This window comes from Nocardia pseudovaccinii NBRC 100343, from assembly GCF_001613225.1.
In the GTDB taxonomy this organism is placed as follows: Bacteria; Actinomycetota; Actinomycetes; order Mycobacteriales; family Mycobacteriaceae; genus Nocardia; species Nocardia pseudovaccinii.
Genome location: NZ_BDBY01000096.1, coordinates 14,694 through 38,419 on the forward strand (window position 1 = coordinate 14,694; position 23,726 = coordinate 38,419).

At 64.8% G+C, this 23,726-nt stretch carries 17 protein-coding genes; 11 read left to right on the forward strand and 6 right to left on the reverse strand.

Annotated elements, in window-relative coordinates; all coding sequences use genetic code 11:
- Positions 1-38 precede the first annotated feature (38 nt).
- Complete coding sequence (locus NP3_RS10400) at positions 39-965, forward strand: TetR-type transcription factor C-terminal domain-containing protein (protein ID WP_063040244.1); 927 nt, start codon at positions 39-41, stop codon at positions 963-965.
- A 600-nt stretch (positions 966-1,565) separates the two neighbouring features.
- Positions 1,566-2,423 (forward strand): class I SAM-dependent methyltransferase, encoded by an 858-nt coding sequence (locus tag NP3_RS10410; protein WP_063040120.1) that lies wholly within the window; start codon positions 1,566-1,568, stop codon positions 2,421-2,423.
- A 50-nt stretch (positions 2,424-2,473) separates the two neighbouring features.
- Here NP3_RS10410 and NP3_RS10415 read toward each other — a convergent pair whose 3' ends face one another.
- Positions 2,474-2,662, reverse strand: coding sequence for a hypothetical protein (locus tag NP3_RS10415; protein WP_063040121.1), 189 nt, complete (start codon positions 2,660-2,662; stop codon positions 2,474-2,476).
- A gap of 182 nt (positions 2,663-2,844) precedes the next feature.
- Between NP3_RS10415 and NP3_RS10420 the strand changes: the two genes are divergently transcribed.
- Together NP3_RS10420 and NP3_RS10425 are read left to right on the forward strand one after the other, a co-directional pair.
- Positions 2,845-3,273: a DUF6294 family protein gene (locus NP3_RS10420; RefSeq protein WP_157124242.1), complete on the forward strand. Its 429-nt coding sequence runs from the start codon at positions 2,845-2,847 to the stop codon at positions 3,271-3,273.
- Between the two features lie 323 nt (positions 3,274-3,596).
- A complete protein-coding gene (locus NP3_RS10425) occupies positions 3,597-5,147 on the forward strand; it encodes an alpha/beta hydrolase (protein WP_245720886.1) in 1,551 nt (516 codons plus the stop codon).
- Positions 5,148-5,320: 173 nt separating this feature from the next.
- On the opposite strand, the gene NP3_RS10430 is transcribed toward NP3_RS10425, so the two are convergent.
- On the reverse strand, positions 5,321-5,875 hold the full coding sequence (locus tag NP3_RS10430; protein WP_063040124.1) for a hemerythrin domain-containing protein: 555 nt from the start codon (positions 5,873-5,875) through the stop codon (positions 5,321-5,323).
- A 120-nt stretch (positions 5,876-5,995) separates the two neighbouring features.
- On the opposite strand from NP3_RS10430, the gene NP3_RS10435 reads away from it, so the two are divergent.
- Complete coding sequence (locus NP3_RS10435) at positions 5,996-7,456, forward strand: aminotransferase class I/II-fold pyridoxal phosphate-dependent enzyme (RefSeq protein ID WP_063040125.1); 1,461 nt, start codon at positions 5,996-5,998, stop codon at positions 7,454-7,456.
- Positions 7,457-7,465: 9 nt separating this feature from the next.
- On the opposite strand, the gene NP3_RS10440 is transcribed toward NP3_RS10435, so the two are convergent.
- Complete coding sequence (locus NP3_RS10440) at positions 7,466-8,932, reverse strand: bifunctional phosphatase PAP2/diacylglycerol kinase family protein (RefSeq protein WP_063040127.1); 1,467 nt, start codon at positions 8,930-8,932, stop codon at positions 7,466-7,468.
- Positions 8,933-9,116: 184 nt separating this feature from the next.
- On the opposite strand from NP3_RS10440, the gene NP3_RS10445 reads away from it, so the two are divergent.
- From NP3_RS10445 to NP3_RS10455, 3 genes are read left to right on the forward strand one after another with little or no spacing between them, the layout of a single operon-like run.
- A complete protein-coding gene (locus NP3_RS10445; protein WP_063040246.1) occupies positions 9,117-10,592 on the forward strand; it encodes a flavin-containing monooxygenase in 1,476 nt (491 codons plus the stop codon).
- Entirely contained in the window at positions 10,589-11,476 is an 888-nt protein-coding gene (locus tag NP3_RS10450; RefSeq protein ID WP_063040129.1) for an SDR family oxidoreductase, read from the forward strand. Before NP3_RS10445 ends, NP3_RS10450 begins: the two co-directional genes overlap by 4 nt.
- A gap of 12 nt (positions 11,477-11,488) precedes the next feature.
- Complete coding sequence (locus NP3_RS10455; RefSeq protein ID WP_157124244.1) at positions 11,489-12,112, forward strand: TetR/AcrR family transcriptional regulator; 624 nt, start codon at positions 11,489-11,491, stop codon at positions 12,110-12,112.
- Here NP3_RS10455 and car read toward each other — a convergent pair whose 3' ends face one another.
- Positions 12,113-15,592 carry a carboxylic acid reductase gene (gene car / locus NP3_RS10460; RefSeq protein WP_063040133.1) on the reverse strand — a complete coding sequence of 1,160 codons (3,480 nt, stop codon included), beginning with the start codon at positions 15,590-15,592 and terminating at the stop codon, positions 12,113-12,115.
- Between the two features lie 166 nt (positions 15,593-15,758).
- On the opposite strand from car, the gene def reads away from it, so the two are divergent.
- Entirely contained in the window at positions 15,759-16,382 is a 624-nt protein-coding gene (def, locus tag NP3_RS10465) for a peptide deformylase (protein ID WP_063040248.1), read from the forward strand.
- Between the two features lie 121 nt (positions 16,383-16,503).
- On the opposite strand, the gene NP3_RS10470 is transcribed toward def, so the two are convergent.
- Positions 16,504-17,019, reverse strand: coding sequence for a hypothetical protein (locus tag NP3_RS10470; protein WP_063040135.1), 516 nt, complete (start codon positions 17,017-17,019; stop codon positions 16,504-16,506).
- 105 nt (positions 17,020-17,124) lie between these two features.
- On the opposite strand from NP3_RS10470, the gene NP3_RS10475 reads away from it, so the two are divergent.
- A complete protein-coding gene (locus tag NP3_RS10475; protein ID WP_063040137.1) occupies positions 17,125-17,790 on the forward strand; it encodes an RNA polymerase sigma factor in 666 nt (221 codons plus the stop codon).
- Between the two features lie 27 nt (positions 17,791-17,817).
- Here the strand turns inward: NP3_RS10475 and NP3_RS10480 are convergent, their stop codons facing one another.
- Positions 17,818-21,975 carry an nSTAND1 domain-containing NTPase gene (locus NP3_RS10480; RefSeq protein WP_063040139.1) on the reverse strand — a complete coding sequence of 1,386 codons (4,158 nt, stop codon included), beginning with the start codon at positions 21,973-21,975 and terminating at the stop codon, positions 17,818-17,820.
- Between the two features lie 191 nt (positions 21,976-22,166).
- On the opposite strand from NP3_RS10480, the gene NP3_RS10485 reads away from it, so the two are divergent.
- Positions 22,167-23,618 (forward strand): MFS transporter, encoded by a 1,452-nt coding sequence (locus NP3_RS10485; RefSeq protein ID WP_169814476.1) that lies wholly within the window; start codon positions 22,167-22,169, stop codon positions 23,616-23,618.
- Positions 23,619-23,726 lie beyond the last annotated feature (108 nt).

Sequence of the window (23,726 nt, forward strand, 5' to 3'; positions counted from 1 at the left end):
CTGCAATCCGATAGAAAAGGTGATGTATGGTGTTCAGCATGCCTGAACATGAGAGCGCACGTACAGGTTCGGGCGACACCGGTGCGGGTCATCTGGTGCGCCGGGCTCGAACGGCGGCTGGAGTCTCGCTGCGCGAACTGGCGCGCCTCATCGGCGTCAGCGCCGGGACCCTCAGTGCCGTCGAGAACGGCAAGACACCACTGACCGTAGACCGGCTCGACCGGATCGCTGCCGAACTCGGCGTCTCCACCGTCGACATTCTCGCCACCCGGCTACCATCAGCCGCCGACGCTACCGGCTCATCCCCCGCCCGGTCGGCCGGTGATGGGCAAACATGGCGCACTTTTGAACCCCTGGTACTCGATCCTGTTCTCGACGCGGCGATCGCGGCATTCATGCAAACCGGTTACCACGGCGCGACGATGAGGAGCATCGCGGCCACCGCCGGCATGAGCGTCGCCGGCGTCTACCACTACTACCCGAGTAAACAAGACCTCCTCGTCGCCATATTCGACCTCGGAATGTCCGAACTGCTTTGGCGAATCCCAGCGGCCCGCGACGACGGTGTCACCGCCGTAGAACGATTCGCCAAGATGGTCGAAGCCCTCGCGCTGTTCCACGCGTACCGTGGTGACCTCGCGTTCATCGGCGCCAGCGAAATGCGCAGCTTCGACGAACCCAACCGCTCCCGAGTCGCTGCTCAGCGCGTAGACATTCAGCGAATGATCGACGACGAAGTTGCCGCTGGCATCCGGGCAGGCGAGTTCACCACCCGCTACCCACGCGAAGCCGCCCGCGCTGTCGCCACCATGTGCACCTCCCTGCCGCAGTGGTTCCGCCCTGTCGGCCCCATCTCTCGACAACAAATCGCCGTCGAATACGCGCAATTCGCCGTCGACATCATGCGCGGACGCAACCCGAGCCCGCATAGCCCAGGCTTCTTCCGAGAGAGTGTGTCGCGATGACAACGGTGGATCTCGACCTCTGCCCGGTAGCCGAACCTGACTGTTAGGCAATTGATTTCAGAAACACTCTACGGGGTTGACGCAGTGCACACTGTGACGCAGCCAAGGAGCATGGCATCGATCTGGTCGGCCGGGCGACGTGCCGCTGAATCACATCGTCAAGGTCCTAGACGCCGCCACGGCGACACTTACCCGAACATGGCATGGGCCCAAAGCGGCGTTCGCACCGTCGCCGAGTACTACGACGGCGAGGGCGACACGCAGATCCGTTGCGACACCGGCCTTCTTGGCGAGGAGCGGCCTTCTCACGCCGATCGACGGCAGCAGTGAACCGCTGCAGCATCCGCCGCTCGGCCGCCCGCCGCCGTCCCGAAACGGACCAGAATCGCCGCCGAACATCGTGAACGAGCCGGCCGCAACGCCGAGTCCGAATGGCGGCGAGACTCGGCCATCCGTCGCGACGACAAGGCAGGGTTGTCGCGGCGCGCGATCGAAGGCAAGCACAACACCGGATGGTGCACCGTCGCATCGACTGACGAACTGCGCCGCCGCCGCAACAAGCCAGACCTCGGTTGACCGCCATCACCAGATCGGATCAGCATGACCAGCTCACCCGAACCGTTCAGCACAGGCCTGTTCGCCGGAACCGCATGGCACTACGCACGCTACCGACCGAGCTATCCACAACCGTTCCTCGATGATCTCGTCGAGCGGTTTCATCTCGACCGCACCGGGCGACTGCTCGATCTGGGCTGCGGCACCGGCCAACTCACCATCCCGCTGGCACCCCACGTCGCTGAAGCAGTCGGCATCGATCCCGAACCCGAGATGCTCGCCGAGGCCGCCGAGCAAGCACAGGCCGCTGGACTCGCCAATGCGACCTGGGCACAGGGCAGCTCAACCGACCTTCCAGGTGAGTTCGGGCAATTCCGGCTGGTCACCATGGGCCGCTCGTTCCACTGGATGGACCGCGAACAAGTCCTCACCGCTCTCGATAGCATGGTCGACGGCGACGGCGCCATCGTGCTCGCCAACGACAGTTGCCTGGTCCGACCGATCACACCATGGCAACAAACCGTCGAAGATATCCAACGTCGTTTCGTACCAGCGGAGTTGATGCCGCCGCCACTACCCGGCCGCCTCAACGCCTCCACCGACCACCAGCCGCATGAGCAGATACTGGCTCGATCACCGTTCCGGCAAGTCGATCGTCTGGTCTACGAATTCGATCGTCCCTGGACCATCGAACAGGTTATCGGCTACCTCTACTCGACCTCGCTGCCGCTTCGTCGGCTACTCGGAAACCGCCGCACCGCGTTCGAACAAGAAGTCACCGACAGACTGCAAACCCTCGAACCGAACGAACCGCTCATCGAGCCGGTCACGCTGGAAGTCCTGATCGGCACCAAACGACAGGCACGAGTACCGCTCCCGCACGGAATGAGCAACGATACGTAAAGCTGGGGACTGCTGCCCGAACTGACCGGCACATCGCAGTGGGTGCTTTTTCAGTCGCCAGCGGCGATGGTCAGCGCGAAGGGTTCCATACCGCGGTTGCGAATGATCGAGGGCACCAACAACATCAGGGACTCGGTGCTGCGAGCGGTGGTGATGTCGCCGAGGTCTTCGGTCCAGTCCTCGGTCCAGCCCAGGTCGGTCAGAAGGCCGTGCGCTACATCAATCAGAATCGTGCACATCGATCAAAGTCTGCAGCTCCGCTCGAACGGTTCTGAGCCCTGCAAGATCCTGCGGCGCCTCGAGCTATCGGCTGGGCCGCATCACGGCTGCGTATCACTGGGTGATACGCAGCGGTTGGCCTCGAACCGGCGGGTGGTCATCGTAAGGACATGGCGCACAACGACTTCCGGGAGGCACCGCCATGTCTATTCGAATGATCCGCAAACTGGCCACCGTGGCGGCGCTGGGGTTGCTCGGTGCAACCTTGCCGACCGGCACCGCGCACGCCGACGAGTTCTCCTTCACCTGGGACGAACTCCGCAGCGGCGACTGCCGAATGTACAGCGCGACCTGGACGGTGCGTTCCAACGGCACCGCCCACTTCGACGCAAACCTCATCTCCACCACCGGCGACGACGCCTGGCTCATGCATGCCGAACTGTTCGATCGAGACGACCTCTACCTCGCCAATCTCGTAGTCGCGGACCAGCCTGCCGACCCCGGCGATCGTGGCAAATTCGTGGTGAATCTGCCCTTCGCACATCGCGGCACCCACTGGATCACCGACGGGAAATTCGACAGCGCACTTTTCCCGCTGATCGATTCCATGAAGCTCCGCTCCCACTGCTGATGACAATCCTGCCGGGGTGAGTGCGTTGGGACTCGATCTATGCGGTCTCGGGTCGACGGGGGCCGGTACTCCTCGATCGGGGTAGCCCGGATTCGTGCTCGTCATCCGCATTCGCCTGCGGGTACTTGACGAAAATGGCTATCCCAGAACACGTGGCGACCACCGCGCCGCCGCTGGTTACCGCGAGGGTTATCGGGGCTGAATCCTTCTGACACTCTTCCTGGGTGGGTGTGGGCTACCACAATCGAACCGCCGTATCGGCTACGGTTCACGTCGCACCAACCTGCGTGATCCCTCATGTCGAGAGGTGAAGTCTGTTGTCGGTGAACCTGTTCTGGCGTTCGATGTCTGTAGCGGCGGTGTCCCTGCTGATGGCTGTCCCGGCGCACAGCCAGGCGGGCCCGGTGGACGACGCGCACCCGATAGGGTTGGACCGGTTCTATCACCAGCGGCTCGAGTGGAAACCTTGCGGCGTCGAGAATGTCGACAAGGCTGGTGGCGAGTGCGCGGATGTACTGGTGCCGCTCGACTACGACAATCCCGGCGATCGAACGATGACCGTGGCGATTTCGCGGGTGAAGGCCGGCGATCCGGTGCGGCGACGGGGAATTCTGCTGTCCAATCCGGGCGGCCCTGGTGCGGAGGGGCTGGACAGTCTGGATCTGCTCGGTGATGTGCTCTCGCCGGAGGTCTTGGCGAGTTACGACCTGATCGGCATGGATCCGCGCGGGGTCGGCGAATCCGGTCGGAGTCCGCGGTGTGGGTGGCCGGTAGGCGAGATGATTCGGTCGGCGGGTCTGGATCCGCTGGGTTTCGTGCACGACACCGTTCAGTCCGCGGGGATGGCCGCGACCTGCCTGATTCGTGATCCGAACAAGCTGAGGCAGTTCACCACTCGCAACACCGCGCGTGACATAGACATTGTGCGAGGCGCCCTGGGTGAGGAGAAGGTCAACTTCTACGGCGTGTCCTATGGCACCTACCTCGGTGCCGTGTTCACGCAGATGTTCCCCGAGAGGAGTGACCGCGTCGTGCTCGATAGCTCGATCGACCCGGACCGGTATTGGGAGGGCTTGGTTCAGGATTGGGGTCCAGCAGATGAGATCGCGCTGGACGACTGGGCGGGCTGGGTTTCCGGTCGGGATGGCGAGTTCCGGCTCGGTGCGACTCCGCAGCAGGTGCGAGCGAAGATCGAGGAGCTCGTTCGAATCGCCGCACGCCAACCCATTGTCATCGATGGGTTTGCCATCGACGATCACTGGCTTCCGTTCGTCCTACACGGATTGCTGATGAACTTCCGGCTGAACGAAGCGATGGCCGCCACCGTGCGGGAGATCGCCGACGCTGCGGGCGGTCCGCCCACTACATCGCGAACACCCCGGCTTCGCGCCATCGTGGAGGCGCTGCGCGACAACGAGAACTCGGTGCTGGCGCAGATCGCCTGCGGCGATGTCGGGGCACCGATTGATCCGACCTGGTACTGGCGCAACATCGAAGAGACCCGCGCCACGCAGCCGGTGTTCGGCGCGCTGGCGAACAACATGCAGCCGTGCGCCTTCTGGCCTCGACCGGTCGAGCCTCCGACTGTCATCCGGAATTCGGTGCCCGCGCTCATCTTGCAGGCGACGGGAGATCCCCGAACTCCTTATGCCCATGGCGTCCGATTGCATCAGGACATGTCCGAGTCACGGATGGTGACGCTGCAGGATGTCCGTATCCACATGACATTCCGGCCCGAACTGAGCAACTGCGTGAACGACGCGATCAACACATACTTCAGCGTGGGGACCATGCCGGATACAGACATCACCTGCTACGCGGATGCAGAAGCCGCAGACCGGACTCGCGCCGTCTCCCTGCCGGGCACCACCTGAACCGTCGAGCTGGGCGAATGGTCTGATCGGTGCTCACCGTTTTTGGCTGTTTTCCAGCCGCTCACGTCCTGCAGACGGCCCGGGTGATCAGAAATCTTCGTGCCTGGCGCGATGCTCTGTCGGACAGCGATCATCCCGGACCCGCCAGCGGTGTCCAGGTGCCGGTAATAGCTTCAGTGCGAGCGCATGTCGCGAAGGACGTCCCGTGCTCGGTCGAATACGGCCAGCGGTGGGCTCATCACGAGGTTGGCCAGACCGGTCTCGCCCGCATGAGGGTGCGGGCGGGTCGGGGCGAGTCTCTCGGCGGCGCGCACCATGCCGGCCCAGCGTTCGAGTTGGTTGACCGAGAACTGTTTGAGCAGGAAGGGGAATTCCTCGGTCTCCTCGTGTGCGGCATGTGCGGAGACCTTATCGGCGAATGCGGCGAGCTTCGCATCGAAATCCGGATGGTCGACACCCATGTCGTACAGGTCGGCCAGTGCGTGCTTCACCGCGTTTTCCTCGGCCAATCTCGGGCCGATGATGTCATCGGCGCCGAAAGCCGCGCGCCGCGCCACCGCATGCACGACCTCCTCCTCGGCGGTTTCGTGTACCGCGAGTAGGCGCACCAACTCGGTGAACAGTTCCCGCTTATCGTCCTGGCCCGATCTCAGCTTCTCGAGCAGGCGCCGGATCTGCTCATGCTGGTCGGTCAGCAGATCGATCACATTCTGATCCAGCTTTCCCATCGTGCACCTCATTTCTGCGGCGGAGTACTACACATCTTCCTCCGAAGGCCGACCAGCGCGCCACGGGCAAACTCGCCACCGAGTTCGTTTGCTACCTGCGCCCCTGGGTAGATCGGCACTATGGACCATGCCGGAGCCCCATTACTCGATGCCCTGGTCGAATACCGTGAGCTGGGCCGATACGGTTTCACCCCGCCCGGCCACCGACAGGGCCGCGGCGCGGACGAACGCGTGCGACGCATCCTCGGCGCCGAGACATTCGGTTCGGATGTTCTCGGCAACAGCGGACTCGACGACCGCCGGGCAAGCGGTGGCTACCTGGCGCGTGCCGAGGAGTTGATGGCCGACGCGGTCGGCGCCGACTACGCCTTCTTCTCGACCTGCGGTAGCTCGCTGTCGGTCAAGGCGGCGATGATGGCCGTCGCGGGAGGTTCACCGGGGCTGCTGGTGGCGCGCGACAGCCACAAGTCGATCGTCGCCGGTTTGATCTTCTCCGGTGTACAGCCGCGCTGGATATCCCCGCGATGGGATGCGGCGCGGCACCTGTCCCATCCGCCGTCGCCCGAGCAGATCCGCGAGACCTGGGAGCGCTATCCGGATGCGTCGGGGGCCTTGATCGTCAGCCCGAGTCCGTACGGAACGTGCGCCGATATCCGGGGTATCGCCGAGGTGTGCCATGAGCGCGGCAAGCCGCTCATCGTGGATGAGGCGTGGGGCGCGCATCTGCCGTTCCACGACGAATTGCCTACGTGGGCAATGGATGCGGGCGCGGATGTCTGTGTGGTCAGTGTGCACAAGATGGGCAGCGGATTCGAGCAGGGTTCGGTCTTCCATCTGCAGGGCGACCTGGTCGAACGCGAACGTCTATCGGCATGCGCCGATCTGTTGATGACCACCAGCCCGAATGTCATGGTGTACGCCGCATTGGACGGGTGGCGACGTCAGATGGTCGAGCACGGTAGCGAATTGCTCGGCGCCGCACTGAAATTGGCCGGACAACTACGCGCCGATATCGAGGACATTCCGGGATTGCACGTACTGGAGGACGAGTTGCTCGGCGCCGAGGCCTCGCACGACCTGGACCGGATGCAGGTCCTCATCGATGTCGACGAGCTCGGGCTGTCCGGCTATCAGTGCGCCGACTGGCTTCGGGAGAACGCGCGCATCGATGTCGGACTGAGCGATCACCGCCGGATCATGGCGACACTGTCGATGGCCGATGACGAGTCGACCACCAGGCGGCTGCTCGATGCGCTGCTGTCGCTGAGCGCGGCGGCCCCGGAAATCCCCGCGCCGGAAGCGATTCGACTTCCCGATCCGCAAGACCTCGAACTCGAAACCACGATGCTCCCCCGCGACGCGTTCTTCGGCGCCGTCGATACGGTCGAGATGAAGGCCGGTGCCGGGCGGATTGTCGCCGAGCAGCTCACGCCGTATCCGCCCGGCATACCGGTCGCGGTTCCCGGGGAGCGGCTGAACGAGGCGGTTCTCGATTACCTGGTCACGGGGGTTCGTGCCGGAATGGTGGTGCCGGATGCCGCCGACAGTTCGATGCGGACGATCCGGGTGGTCGCGGACTGACGCGCCGAATCAACTCGGCTCCGTCCGGCGGAACAGCGTCAACGTCGCGGGGCGGCTGGTGAAGGAGAAGTCGTTGCCGCGGTGCTCGACCTCGCCGTCGGTGGCCAGCGCGACCGGGCCACCGTCGACGTGCACGGTCAGCCGGTCGGCGCGGCGGTTGACGTAGGTCGCGGAGCGGTCGAGAGTGCCGGTGAGGGTGGCCCAGATCAGGCGGGTTCGGGAAAACGGCAGGTCCGCGCGCAGATATCGGATATCCAGGGTGCCGTGACGCAGTGCGGGACGCGACATGGGGATCTGGTGGGCGGGGCGGTAGTGGCCGTTGCCGACGAACAGCATCCAGATGGCGGTGCGGGTGCCGTCGATGGTCGTCGGTAGCGGCTGGGCCCGAAACAGCACACGTACCATGGCTATTCCCGCGGCGGGCCATTTGCCCAGGCGCGGCTCCCAGTGTTCGCGGATGCGGACGAAGTCGGGATAGCCGCCCAGGCTTGCGGTATTGACGAAGGTTCGCGGCGCGAGTCCGTCGGATCGCACCTCGGCGGTATCGGTGCGGACCGCGTCGCCGGATTCCAGTGCGGCCAGGGTGTGCTCGGGGCGCTCGACCCCGGTGTCGCGGGCGAAATGGTTGAGGGTGCCACCGGCGAATACCGCCAGAGGCAGCCGGTGCTCGACCGCGACGGCCGCGACGGCCGAAACTGTTCCGTCGCCGCCGAATACGCCGAGGGCGGCGATATCGTGGCGGCGGGCGCGTTCGTCGAGCTGGGCGGTGAGGTCATCGGTCACCGCCAGAACTTCAGCGGCTGGCAGGTTTTCGTGTAGTAACTGCAGTTGCTCCGAGCCGCCGCTGCCCGAATCCGTATTGATGACGAGCAGCAGCCCGAATCCGTTGTGCATAGCGGTGATTCGTTCACGCGGACCCAGCTCGGCGGGCTCATCGTCGCGCTGCGCCCACCAACGCCGGGTACCGAGGGCGATCGCACTGCCGAGTGCCGCGCCCGCGATCACATCGGAGGGCCAATGCACGCCGATATGCACGCGTGAATAGCCGACGGCCGCCGCTATCGGCGCGACGACGACCGCGGCGGCCGGGGATTCGAGGGCGACGCCGGTTGCGAAGGCCGCAGCGGAGGCTGAGTGGCCGGAGGGGAATGAGGAGGACACCGGCGGTTTCACCAGCCGTCGCACGAAGGGCACCGACTCGTCCGGCGGTCGGCGGCGTGGGAACAGCGGCTTCGCAATGCCGTTTGCCACCGAACTGGCCAATGCGACCGACAGGAGCCCGCGCACAGCCGCCCGTCGCGGTACTCGGCCACCCATCGACATCAGCGCCGCCACGACCAGCCACAGGCGACTGTGGTCGGCGCTCACACTCAATGTCCGCAGGAACCGATCGGCAGGGGTCGGCCGCACCCGCGCACTGCGCGCCACCAGCCACGCGTCCACGTGACGCGAGAGCTTCGGTGACTGCTTGCGCATGCCCACAAGGCTATCCGGCCAGGCGCGGTCAGCCACGGCAGTTCAGGCCGCAACCCTCGCTTCAGGCCGTTGAACTGGGATAACACCGATCAGCCCTTGACACACACCAACCATAAAGGAATCATCTGATTCCATTGGAATCGGATGATTCCAATGAGTGCGGGACTCGCTCGGAGGAGTGCAGATGGATCAGCCGACCACGCGACCCGACCATGTACCGATCGTTGTAATAGGTGCCGGGTTCGCGGGTATCGGATTGGCGGTGAAGCTGCGCGAGGCCGGTTTCCACGACTTCGTCATCCTCGAACGCGGCACCGACCTCGGTGGCACCTGGAGCGCCAACACCTACCCCGGCTGTGCGTGCGACGTGCCTTCGATGCTGTATTCGTATTCCTTCGCCCCGAACCCGAATTGGTCCCGCCGCTACGGCACGCAGCCGGAGATCCTCGACTACTTGCGCGGAGTGGCGAACAAATACGATGTGCCGCAACATATTCGGTACGGCACAGAGGTGCTCGACGCCGCGTGGGACGAAGCCGCCGGACAGTGGCGCATCCGTACCGGGCAGGGGTCATTGACCGCCGACGTGCTGGTTTCGGCGATCGGTCCGTTCAGCGAGGCACAGATCCCCCGCCTCCCCGGTATCCCGAACTTCACCGGCACTCAGTTCCATTCCCTGCACTGGGATCACGACCACGATCTGACCGGTGAGCGGGTTGCGGTGATCGGCACCGGCGCGTCCGCGGTGCAGTTCATTCCGGAGATCCAGCCCATGGTGCAACGGCTCACGGTTTTCCAGCGTTCCGCGCCGTGGATCGTCCCGCGCATGGATTGGGCGACCAGCACGGTCGAGCGCACACTCTTGCGTCGGATGCCGTTGCTGGGCAAGACGATCCGCGCCGCGTACTTCACCGGCATCGAGGGATTCGGGCTGGTCGGGTTCGTGGACAAGCGGTTCCGTCATCCGTTCGAGGCGCTGGGCCGATTGCAGCTGCGCCGCCAGGTTCCCGATCCGCGACTGCGCCGAAAGCTGACGCCCGACTACATGATCGGCTGCAAACGCGCGATCTTCTCCGACGCCTACTACCCCGCGCTGTCCAAGCCCAATGTCGAGGTGGAGACCGCCGGGATCGCCGAGGTCCGGCCACGATCGATCGTCACCGTGGACGGCACCGAACACGAGGTCGACACGATCATCTGGGGCACCGGTTTCGGTGTGCCGCCACGGATATTCGAGGCCATCCACGACACCGGGGGACGCACACTCGCACAGCTGTATCGCGAGCGCCCGCGCAGCTATCTGGGCACCACCGTCACCGGATTTCCGAACTTCTTCACCACCCTCGGCCCGTTCGGCGCGGCCGGGAACCAGTCGGCGATCTTCATGATCGAGGCCCAGATCCGCTACATCGTGGACGCGGTAAAACATGTGCGCGACAACGAACTTCGCCGTATCGAGGTACGACCGCAGGTGCAGCGGGACTTCGTCGAGGAGATGGAGCGGCGCAGCCGCGACACGGTATGGGTGACCGGTGGCTGTCGCAGCTACTATCAGACCGCCGACGGCCATCACAATGCCGGGCTGTATCCGAATTGGAGCTTCGAATACGCCAAGCGCACCATGCGATTCGATTCCGACGCCTACCTGATCGAGGCATGATGAACCTGCTGCGGCTGCTGCCGACCAATGACACCTTCGATGTGGCCGACAAGGTGGTGGTGATCACCGGCGCCGGACGCGGCATCGGTGCGGAACTGGCGCAAATCCTGCACCGCCGCCGCGCGCGGGTCGTCATGCTCGATCTCGACGAGGACAAGGTACGCACCGCCGCGGCCCGATTGGGGTCACGCGCGGTTCCACTGCGCGCCGATGTCGCCGACCGCGACAGCATGGTCGCCGCCACGGCGACGGTACGTGACCGCTTCGGCCGGATCGATCTCGTGGTCGCCAATGCCGGTATCACCCCGGTACCCGCCACCCTGCGCACGATGGACCCCGCAGATTTCGATCGGGTCATCGGAGTCAATCTGACCGGTGTCTTCAACACTGTTCGACCGGCCCTCGACGATATCGTCGCCTCCGGCGGCCACGTCGTCGTGGTCTCCTCATGCGCGGCGTTCGCGCCCGGCATGGGCGGCTCCCCGTACATGATCAGCAAGGCCGGGGTCGAACAGCTCGGCCGCGCGTTGCGGGTCGAACTCGCCGCATCCGGGGCCACCGCCGGAGTCGCCTATTTCGGCATCGTCGAGACCGCCATGACCCACCACACGCTCGACGACGACGAATTCGGCCGCGCGGCCGATGCCATGCTGCCCTGGCCGCTCAACCAGCGCATCAGCGCCGCCCAGGCCGCACTGGCCGTCGCCGACGGCATCGCCCATCGCGCCCCGCGCATCATCGCACCCCGCGTCTGGGAGCCCTATGCCCTGCTGCGCGGTGCCGTCAACGTGCTGATGGACCGGTACCTCAGCACCGACGAACAGCTGCGGGTCCTGCTCCGCAAGCTGGAACAACGCCCGCGCAGCGAGTCCAACCGCGCATGACATGATCCAACCGTGACTTCGTCTGCCACCACCTGGCGCGGCAGCACCATGGCCAGCCGCGCCGCCGAGCGCCGCGAACAACTCGTGCGCGCCGGCTACGCGCTGCTCGGCGGCGAGGGCGCGGCGGCGACCACCATGCGGGCGGTGTGCCGTGCAGCGGGCCTGAGCCTGCGCTACTTCTACGAGAACTTCGCCGATCGCGAAGCCCTGCTCATCGAGGTCTACGACCAGACCGCACACGGGCTCATCGACGCCGTCACCACGCGGCTGGCCGACGCACCCGACGACGAAACCGCCCGTACCCGTGCGGCTTTCGACGCGGCGGCGCAGTATTTCGCGGACGATCCGCGCCGCGGCCGGATCATGTTCCGCGAAACCCTCGCCGATGACACCCTGCGGGCACGCGGCGCCGACGCACTCCCCGCCTTCGTCACGCTCGTCGCCGCGCAACTGGCACCGGTGCAGGCCGCGCGCTTCGCTACCGCACCGGGCCGGATTCCGCTGCCGGTCAGTGCGATATCCGGCGCACTCGTCGCACTGTTCCTCGATTGGCTCGACGGCGATGTCGAGGCCAATCGCGACGCGGTGGTCGACTACGCCACTCGACTCACCATTACCGTTCTCGAGCTCACCTGACTACAGCAGTCCACGCAACCGCAGATCGCTGACGTACTTGTCGATGAGCGCGCGAGTCAGATGCGGAATATCATGCTCGACACCGACTTTCGCGCCTTGCACGGCAGCGGTGAAACCCTTTGCCGGAATGACGGCGCCACGGACCGGCCGACCGGGTCGGCTGTAGGCGTGCAGCAGCGGTAGCAGCGAGGCCTGGCGCTGTTTCTCGGGAAGGCCGCGCAGCGCGGTCTCGAATCGGCGCAACCATTCCTGATAGTCGTCGATCCGCCGGATCGGGTGGCCGGATTCGATGAGCCAGTCGACGAATTCGTCGAGGGAGATGCCGTCGTCATGCGGATTCAGGACGTCGAAGCTGTGGAAATCTGTGCGCGCCGCGACGCCGACGGCGGTGATCGCCTCGGCGGTGAAATCGACGGGCAGACCGTCGTAGTGGGCACGTCGGCGCTTGCCGTCGTCATCGGTCTCGTAGAACGAATACGGGGCGATGCCAGTGGCCACCAGACTGAGCAGCAGCCGGGTGAACATATCCGGAACGTTGAGCTGGCCAGCGTATCGACTGTGCGCCAGGATCATATCGGATCGGAAGACGGCGACCGGAAGTCCGCACAGGTCGTGCGCTTCCCGCAGCAGGACCTCTCCCGCCCATTTGCTGTTGCCGTAGCCGTTGGCGTAGCTGTCGTCGATGGCACGCGTGGGGCTGATTTCGCGGATGTCGCCGTCCTCCTCGAAGGACGATGGCTGAATCCGGTCGGCGACGGCCACGGTGGACAAATACGTGACGGGCTTGATTCGCGTGGTGATTGCCAGGCGGATGAGTTCCGCGGTACCGACGACATTGGGGCCGAACAGCTGGTCGTAGGGCAGGACATGGTTGACCAGCGCGGCGGGATGCACGATCAGATCGACGGTGTCGGCCAGCCGATGCCAGGTCGCATCGTCCAGGCCGAGATTCGGCTCGCCGATATCACCGGGCAGCACTTCGAGGCGGCGGGCCGCCAGCTCGCGGTAGTGCCGCAGCAGGTCCGGATCACCGCTGTCGAAGGCATCGTCGAGCCGTTTCCGCGCTGCCGCGGCGTCTTTGCCGCGGATGATGCAGACGAGCGTGCCGTCCGTCTTCTCGAGTCGCTCGAGCCATTCCAGGCACAGGAAGCGGCCGAGGTAGCCGTTGGCACCGGTCAGCAGCACCGTCTGTGTCTCGGTCGTGTGCGGGAGAGTCGTCGCGGCGGACAGTGTTTGCGCGTCGATGAACTTGTCCAGTGTCAATTCATCGGCACGCGCGACGCCGCCGTGGGTATGGACCGCGGCGAAGGTAGGCCGGATCGCGCCGGACCCCTGTGCCGCCTCGACATACTCCGCCAACTCGCGCAATCCGTTGGCCGGGCTGACGATAACGCCCACCGGTACCTCGACGGCGAAGATATCGCGCAGTAGATTCGAAAATGACAGCGCGGAGAGGGAATCGCCGCCGAGATCGGTGAAATGCGCGTCCGGTCGCAGATCGGTTGTCGCACAACCGAGCAATGCCTGTGCGGCTCGGCTCACGGTTTCCAGAACCGGCAGGTCGGCGGCTTCGCGACGCAGTGCGAGCAGTTCGTTCGCCTGCCCTTCGGCCAGTTCGGTGTACAGCTGCTGCAGCCGCCGGCCGTAGCGCTCGATCAGCTTGGGACGCAACAACTTGCCGATACCGGAGAGCAGACCGTTTTCGGTGGTGAAACGTTCGGTTTCGATGAGGAAATCGCGCGGGATCTCGTACGACTGGAGATCGGCCTCGTTGGCGATGCGCTGCAGTGAATCACTCAGTGCCGCTTTTGGATCGGCGCTGCGAAGCGTCTCGTCGGTCGGGACGATCACCGCGAGCAGGTAGGCGCGCTCACTGCTGCCGTATACGAAGATCTGCTCGAGCAGCGGGCTGCTGGCATATACGGCTTCCAGGTGTGCGACCGCGACGAATTCGCCTTGGGAAAGCTTCAGCACATTATTGCGACGGTCGAGGTAGACGAGTTCATCTGCTCCGAGTTCGGCCACGACGTCACCGGTCCGGTAGAACCCGTCCGCGTCGAAGATTTCCGCGGTGACCTCGGGACGCTTGTAGTACCCGGGAATCATGGTGCTGGTCTTCAGCAGCAGCTCACCGCGCGGATGCGGCTGGTCGGTACCGAAATATCCCAGCTCCGGCACGTCCACCAGCTTGTAGTCGAGCACAGGTGGACGGTGGATCACATTGTCGACCATGATGGCGCCGCCCGCCTCGGTCGAACCGTAGCCATCGTGCAGGTCCATATCGATGACCGATTCCATGAATGTCTTCATTTCGGCGGCCAGTGGCGCACTGCCGACGATGGGCGATAGGAATCGGCCGCCCAGGAAGTCCTCGCGCAGTTCGGTTTTCACCGCACGGTCGAGTTCAGCGCGATCGATGCCCGGTTCGGCGCGACGCTCCATTTCGCTCTGATAGCGCTGGAAGACCATATCGCACACGCGTGGCACGAAGAACATCTCGGTCGGCCGGACGAGGCCGATATCCTCGAAAAGCGTCGATATATCGCTCTTGGCCGTGAAATACGCGGTGCCGCCGCGGGCCAGCACGCCGTAGAGCGACATGCGTCCGGCCATATGGCTCATCGGCATATAGTTCAGGCCGATTCCCCCGACCTCCGGCTGGGCCAACCACATCGCGGTTACCAACCGGCTGGTGTACATCGCGCCCTTGGGGGTTCCGGTGCTGCCGGAGGTGTAGATCAGCAGCTCCAGAGCGTCGTCGTCGGGTACGAACAGCGGTGCGGGCGGCAGGGTACGGCCGCGTTCGAGTACCGACTCCAGCGATTCCACCACTATCGGAGTGTTCGCCAGGCGGTCGCGGGCGGATTCGAATGCGTCGCGCTGATCATCGTCCTCGGGGTGGTAATCGAAGACCACGAGACGTTCCGGCGTCGGGCCCGCGAGGACGCATTCCACTGCGGTAGTGAGGTTTTCGGGGGTCGCGGCGAGGATGCGTGGTTCGGTCTCGGCAATGATCGCCGACACTTGCTTCGGTGCCGCACCTGCCTGCAGCGGCACGGCGACCGCGCCGAGATACAGACAGGCCAGATCGAGCGTGGTGTAGTCGCCGCTGGTGAAGCCGAGTGTCGCGATGAAGTCGCCCGCTTTGATGGGGTTGTCGGGATTGTGATGCCAGGCTGCGGCGATCGCACCGACGCGCGCCCACAATTCGCCGTAAGTGATGGTGGCGAATTCGGGCTGCGGTCGCAGCGTGCGCCGCCCGGACTCGTCCGCGGTGGGTTCGAGGACCCGGTGCCCGAGCGCGGGGCGATCGGCATAGGCCGCCGCGACCGTCGCCACGATCTGTGATGGCCGCATTCCGGGTTCTCGGATCGCGGCGAAAGTCTCCGGTTTCGGTCGCGCGTTGCGAATGTCCGGATAGGTGGCATACAGGTCGGCGATGCGATTCATGACCTGTTCCATCCGCGTATCAATAATCATGGCCAGCCTCCTTCGATCGCATGTCGACCGTCGGTTGTTCTGTTCAGATTGAAGACGCCTGTATCCAGTAACACGTTAGCCTGGCTAAATATTCCAGGGCGGCCCATATTCGACAACGGGCCTGGCCATATCATTGCGCCGCGCGGCGCTTTGCGATGCTGAAACCATGACGATCCCGCTTCCCGATCTCGTCGAGACGCTGCTCGGTGGTCCACTCTCCATTGTCAGCGCGGGCGATCCGGTGCTGCGCACGCCCGCGGCGCGCTACGACGGACAGCTGACGCAGGCTCAATTGGACCGCTTGGTGTGGGCTATGCGGGAGACGATGCGTGCCGCGCCCGGTGTCGGACTGGCTGCCCCACAGGTCGGGATACCGCTGCGGCTGGCCGTGCTGGAGGATCCGGCCGAAGTGACCGACGAGGTGCGCGCGGTTCGCGAGCGAGTCCCGCTACCGTTCCGAGTTCTGGTCAACCCGACCTACGAACCCATCGGCGACGCCCACGCGGCATTCTTCGAGGGCTGCCTGAGCGTTCCGGGCTGGCAGGCCGTCGTCGCGCGCCACGCCCGCGTGCGCCTACGCGGCCAGGACGAACGCGGCCGCGAGTTGGACGAGGAAGTCTCCGGCTGGCCCGCCCGCATCGTCCAGCACGAAACCGACCACCTCGACGGCACCCTCTACATCGATCGCGCCATCACCCGCTCCCTGACCTCCGCCCAGAACCTGAACGACCGCTGGCCCCAACCAACCCCTTCGGCCGCGGCCGAGGCCATGGGCTTCGACTTGCCCTGAGCTCGCGCCTCCTCGACGAGCTCATTTCGTCGAGCGCGACGTGCAATTCGCGCACCAGGGCGTCGCAACCATGTGCGGCGTCGGTGTCGTCGAGCCACGGCCGATGGAAGCATCGTTCGCCCTATGCTCGAGGCTGCGCGGGCCGATAATCGAGCCAAAGCTTGGTCGCTGGAACCGCGACGAGGATGAGCGTGATAATCGCTGGTGTCTGGACGACAAGCGTGGCCAGTATCGAAGGACCGACTTTCACTCGGACCGTGCTGTCATCTCCGAAACCGGCAATTGCCATATACGCGAGCATGATCCAGCCGACCGAAATGTTGGTGATGCACGCTGCCAGCACAAGCGACCGGCCCTGAGGCCTTCTGCGGAACAGCTGGACCGCGCCCACGGCCAGCAGGACTCCGACAGCAAGCCCGAAGAGACCGATGAGGGCGATCGTCGGCTTGAACCAAGTTGGCCACTCGCCGTCGAGGTCGGCATCGGCTGGAGTCGATCCGATGATCAAGACCGCGAGAATGACTCCGAACAGATGTGATGCGGCACCGAGGCAGGCCGATACACCTGCTGTGAGAGCAGTGAAGCCCCGGGGCGGATTGCCGGAAAGCTGTTGAGGTGTTGCCGAATCAAGTTTCATACCCCCCTCAACCCCGGGAGGGCGCAAAGGGTTGTGCCGATTTCGAACCCAACCTTTTCGTGCACATTTCTGTTGTAGTCGAGTAGGACACGGAAGGCGGTTCAGATGAGCACCACAGACGATGGCGGCTGGGTTCGTGACGTTGCGCTCATCGCGCTACTGGGCGCGGTGCTGCAGGACTGTGCGCGAGAACCGCTGTCATTGCTCGCGAGCGCTCCCCAGACGTCGGTGATTCGGATCGGGCGGGGCGGCGCTGATTCGGCGCGGCCGTTCGATGAACTGCTCATCGAGGCATACGAATCGACCAAGGACATGCTGTTGGCTTCGGTGACAAAACAGGTCGGGAGCCGCACCGACGCGGAAGATATCGTCCAGACCGCGTTCATGCGCGTCTACGCCGCGCGTCCCGATATCTCCGACGCCGAGGAATTGCGCCGCTACATCTGGACCGCCGCAAAGAATCTGACCCGCGACACGTGGCGGCGAGCCGCGAACGAACGCGACCGTGTCGATCCCGACGGCGAAACCCGGATCGCCCAGCTGGCAGACAGTGCCGGACTCGCCTTCGACGATGTGATCGCGTTGCGGCACACACTGATCGCCGCGTTGAACGCCGTGCCCGCCCGCGAGCGCCAAGCAGTAGTCGTGCGCGCCTTCGAGGGAAACACCTATGCCGAAACAGCCGCGATCATGGGCGTGGGAGACGGGACCGTGAAGGCCTACGTGCACGCGGCGCTCAAACGGCTCCGGGCGAACATCGAAGCAGCTTGATACACAAGCGAATTCAACGCTCGCGCATCAGCCACACGGCGGCTTGCTGTCGACGCCGCGCGGAAGCTTGTCGCGTTCGGCATCGGTGTAATCGCGATTGCTGATCGCGCACAGCCGTTCCTGAATATTGTTGCGGTCGAGGTTGATCCGGATCGGACCCTGGTCGGACAGACCGATCAGCGTCGTTCCGATCAGCTTCCAAACCATGGTGGACCCGGGCACGGTGAACTTCGTGCTGGTCCCTGTGCGCGTGTCCCACGCTTCGACTTCGGATTTTTTGCCGAGCACGACAAGACCATCCGCTGACCATCCAGCGACAACGGAGTCGGGCGGTACCGGCGGTATGTCCAACTTCGCGGCCTCGCCAGTGGCGGTGTTCCAGCGGAACAACGAACCCGAGTCGTCCTGGACCAGCGCATCGGCCTGCCCAGGATTCATATGGACACTCACCACACGTCTACCCTGCGGAACGAACGAGCGAACCAGCGCGCCGCTCTCGAGATTCCACACCTGCAGCGACGCGGTGGCGACGTTGACAACAACAGAGTCTGGCGACGCGTAACCGACGAGGGTCGACGCTTTCGCGGAAGTCCGCAAATCCTCGAGGTTCTCGCTGAGCGGGACCTGACCGCCGATCTGTCGACCGTCGCCGATGCGCCAGCGCGTGATGGCTCCCGCGAACAATGCGGCCACTTCGTCGTCGTCGCGAATGGCGAAGGTTATGAAGGATAGATCTGCCGGATCCAAACCCGGGGGCGTCGGGAGTTGTAAGCGAGCTATCTCGTCGAAGGCAGGCATGAGCACAACGGCGGCTTTCGAAGAGCCGGTGAACATCAGGGCATGGCGCCCGTCGGGAGTGAAAGCCAGCATCGCGTGTGGCCAGACCCGAAGGGTGAAACCGGGCAGGCTGTAGAGAAGCCGCACCGAATTCAGGTCGATGACCTCGAACGTCTCACCGCGATCGCTCGCGGCATAACGGCCGTCGGGACTCCACAGGGACGTGACATAGTCGGGCGCGATCTCAGGCCAATCAGGGTTGAACTCTGCTGCCGCCCGGTATCGCTCGATGCCGCCACCCGTCGCATAGATCAACTGCGGACCGGCCGAGGTGAGGTGTACCGCGGGGGCGGCCTCGTTGGAGCTGCGTCGAACCTGGACCTGATACACGAGTCCAGTCGCAAGGTGAACAAGCTTTGCGATCCCGAACGCATCCCTGCTTTCGCCGGAATATTCGATCGCGAATTGTCCTGTCCTGTCGAGCTGGAGCGATTGACAGGTGCCGAGCCGCACCCCGCGAAGCTGCGCGCCGTCAGCGCCGCGGATGATCAGGGTCTTCGCGTCATCGGCGCATTCTGTGGTCAGGCCGTCGGGTGTGACGTCGCGCCCTCGCCATTCACCAACTGGCCGACCGCTTCTCAGGTCGTAAATGACATGGTGTTCCTTGAAATCGACGTCCGTCTCCGAAAGCCACACGGTTTGATTCCCGGAGTCGACCCGTGCGACCGTCCGTGTCGCCATGCCATCGGCAGGAATGTCCTGAAGCCGTCGAGGCTGTCCGGACAGGTCATATCTTTCGACCACATCGGGATCGCCGAAATAGGTGCCATAGTCTCGCTTCGGATCGACAGAAATGAACAACTGTCTGCCATCCTCGGAGAACCTTGCGACGAGCGCCTTACTTCCCACAACATCCGCACCGGCGGGCCGAACAGAGACGGGACCGGATCGAGTCGGCACGTCCCACAGCGCGATGCCGCCACGATTGTCCAGGACCGCCAGTTTGCCGCCATCAGGGCTCAGGCGCACGCCGATGACACTCGGCCCCGTGGCCACCCGCCACGGCGACGGCGGTCCGGTGAGAAATCCCGTCCAGACCGTGACATTGCCGTTCGATTCGGCAGTTGCCAAGACCGACGTATCGGCGCTGAAGTCCGCTGTCGTCACATTGGACCAAAGGTCGTTGTACGCGGCCTCCAATGAGCCGAGCCGAACCTGCTCGAGCAGCTGACCCGCTCGAACGTCCGCATTGTCCGGAGCGAATCTTCCTGCGGCTTGCGCGAATTGGAGAGCCCTGGACGGATCGGTGTTACCGAGCACTTCGGATTGCTGAGCGAGGTTGATTCCCGCTTGCTCCCGCAATTGGGCCGTCCGGGCCTGGCTGGTCCGATAGGCGACGACTGCGGCGCTGGAGGCGACCAGGGCGAGTACGGCGACCACCGCGGTGACGGTCCACAATCGCCGCACCTCGCGTCGGCGGAGGCGGCGGGACGCGGCGATGTACAGCCGGTGCGCTGCAGGGATTTCAGGTTTGCGCTTGTCGACCCATTCGAGCGCATCCTCCAGCGTCTTGCCGTGCAACAGCGCGCCGTTGTCGTGCGCTGACAGCTCCCACTTCTGGCGGTCCTGCTCCAATCGCTGTTGCCAGGCACGGAAGTCGCGGTCGTCCTGCAGCCAGCCGCGCAGCCGCGACCAGTTGTCGATGAGGGCCTGGTGCGCCAGTTCTACGATGTCGGTTCCCTGCGCGTCCCGGCCGACGACGACCAGCCGGTCACGCGCCAATCGTCCAGCGACACTGCGCAGTTCGGGGAAATCACCCATCGACACCACGGACCGGACGAAACCCGCTCCGCTGGACGCGGGTGCGGCGAGCAGCTTCAGTAGGCGCCGCACGTCGAATTCCTCGACCGGATCGGTGAACTGGGCCAGCACCTGCTCAGCGCGGTCGGTGAAGAAACCCGTTGCGCGGCCGACTTTTTCGTAATCATCGATGGTCAGAGACGCGCTGCCGCGCCGATCCCACAGTTGCGTCAGAGTCGACTCGAGCAGTGGCAGCGCACCCGGCTCGCCCACCGTGTCGTCGATTAGACGCTCGACCAGCGCGGGCTGCAGATCGACGCCAGGCGCACGGGTCGCGGGCCGCTGGATGGCGTCGCGGAGCTGGTCACGGCCCATCGGCGCCAGCGCCACCGTCGCCCCGTCGAGAAAGCTGGCGAGTTCCGCGTCGATCAGGTTGTTCAGCGCATCCCACCGCAACGTGAGCAGAATTCTGATGTGCCCCTCGGTATCGGCGCGGGTGAGCTCCATCAGCCATTGCAGTACCGCACGTGCCCGCTCCGGGGCGGTCGCGGCCAGATCCTCGAATTGATCCGCGAAGAGCACCAAGCCCTCCGGCGGCACGCGCTCGAGCAGTCGCGCCACCGAGTCGTCGTCGGTACCCGACTCCCGCGCCGCCTGTTCCGCCAGCAGTGTCGAGAGCGCGCCGTCGTCCGGAAAATCGAATCGTGGCGCCACCGCTCGGACGACCGGCGTGGCCGCCTCGCCCGGCGACACCTCGCCAGCGAGCCGGAAGGTCGCGATCTGCCTCCCCTGCGCCCGGAGCCGGGGAATCACCCCGGCTCGGATGAGCGACGATTTGCCGGTGCCCGACGGTCCGGCCACCGCGACGAGCGGTCGCTGCCGCAGTGCTGCCGACACCCGCTCGATGTCGTCGTCTCGACCGTAGAAGTAGTCCGCGTGTTCCTCGTCGAACGGCTCCAGCCCACGGTAGGGATTGGGGACGAATGAGGGGTCGATACCGAGCACGTCGGCAATCGGGATCATGAACGCCGTCCCGGTGTACCCACGCGGGTCGGCAACCGCCGCCATCCCCACTACCGCGTCTGTTCCGCTGTCCCACACCGGCGCACCGCTGAACCCCCGCGTGATCGGCTGACCGCCGACCCGCTGCAACTGCAGCCAGCCGGTGCCCTGCCGTTCCCGGAACTCACCCGACGCCCAGACGCCATCGGGCAACTCCGCCGGAAAGCCGAACATCCGGAACTCGCGCCCCCACGGGTCATTGGCACGCCAAAACGGCGGCGGCGCAACCGAATCGCTGATGGCGTCGTCCAGCTCCAGGATCGCGATATCTCCCCGGCCGTCCTCGGCGATCGGTGACCACCGGCGCACCCGCGCGCGCTGCGGCCCGGCCGATGACAGCAACGGAAAGTCGACCGCCACAACCGAGTCCGGCGGCCGCAGGTCATTCGGATCGGCGCCGGTCGCGTACGCGACCACGTGCGCGCACGTCGCGACGATGTTCGGGCCCACCAGGTACCCCGCGCCGACGACCTGACCCGTGGTCGTGCGGATCCGCACATGCGCCGAGCCGAATCGAGCGACAGCGCTCGAACCACCTGCAGTCATGGTCCCCCTCTCTGTGCCCGAACGAACATATCCCGGCACACCAGAGCTCGAGATCGAAAGCGATATCGTCGGTGTATATCTCGCCGCGCTTCGACGGCCTCTCAGCGGCCGCCGGTCGCTATCCAGGTGTTGCCAGTACCAGTGTTATCGGACTCCTGTTACTGGTGTCGGATCGGTTGCAAGCTCATGAGATGACTCAGACCTTGCAGCCGGGCAACGCTGCGGCCACGTCGGCCGTTGCGGGATCGGCAATTCAACCCGTCGCGTTCGGTGCGCGGCGTACCATCGCGGTGCTCGCGGTGTTGCTCACCGGGCAGTTCATGGCGGTACTCGATGCCTCGATCGTGAATGTCGCCATTCCTTCTATTCGTACTTCGTTGCATACCAGTGGATCCGCGCTGCAGTTGATCGTCGCGGGGTATGTGATCGCCTATGCCGTGCTGCTCGTGACCGGTGCACGATTGGGTGATCGGTTCACTCAGCGCCATACCTTCATCACCGGGCTCGCGGTGTTCACCGTTGCCTCGCTGGCCTGCGGGCTGGCATGGAATGAGTTCTCGCTCATCGTATTCCGGTTCCTGCAGGGCGCGGGGGCCGCGGCGATGATTCCGCAGATCATGACCATGATCCAGCGGAATTTCACCGGCAACGCCAGGGCCAAGGCGCTCAGCGCGTACTCGGCGATCATTTCCGGCGGTATGGTCGTCGGTCAGGTGGCGGGCGGTTTGATCGTCAATGCCGACCTTTTCGGGAGTAGCTGGCGCGGCGTATTCCTGGTGAATGTGCCGATCGGTGCGGCGCTTCTGCTGATTGCGCCGCGGGTATTGCCCACTGCCACCGCGCGATTCGATCGGAAACTCGATCTCGCCGGTCTGACCATGCTCACCGTCTCGGTGCTGCTGCTCGTGTTGCCGCTGGTGCTGGGGCATGAGCAGGACTGGCCGGTGTGGACATGGATCATGTTGGGTGCCAGCGTGATCGGTGTCGGAATGTTCGTGGCCATCGAGCGGGCGGTCGCGGCACGCGACGGTGAACCGCTGTTCGCGCAGCGGGTGCTGAAGTCGCCGGGGCTTGCGCTCACCGCGGGCACGCTGTTCACGATCATGGCGACCTTCGGTGGCTGGATGTTCGTCATGGCGATCCACCTGCAGAGCACCCTCGGCTATACCGCACTACACGCGGGTCTGCTGTTCATCCCGATGGGCGTGACCTTCGCGCTGGCCAGTTTGAACTGGGAGCGCATTCCACATCGCCTGCACGCCATCATGATTCCGTTCGGTCTGATGGTCGGCGCGGCCACCATGGTGGCGCTGGGCATGATGCTGCGCGACGGCGCCGACTTCGGTCCGCTGCCGCTGGTCGTCTTCGGGATCCAGGGCATCGGTTTCGGCCTGGCCTTCAGCCCGCTGATGACCCGCACCCTGGCCAGGATTCCGATGGCCCTCGCGGCCGATGCCAGCGGCATTCTGGTGACCAGTGTGCAGCTCGGCATCGTGGTCGGGATCGCCTGCTTCGGGTCGGTATTCCTCGGCCTCGCGGGCAGTACGGTGCTCTCGGCCGCACATGCGTTGGGCGGCACCGCCATTGCGGAGGGTGTCACGGTATTGGTTGCCGCGGCGCTGTCTGCGCGCGCAGTGCGGTAAGGGCAACCGATCCCGGATTCGCTCGAAAGCGAATCCGGGATCACCGCCAGCTCGCGATCGTCGGTGGTCCGGGTTCGGATCATCGCGACGCAAATCATGGCGGTGGCG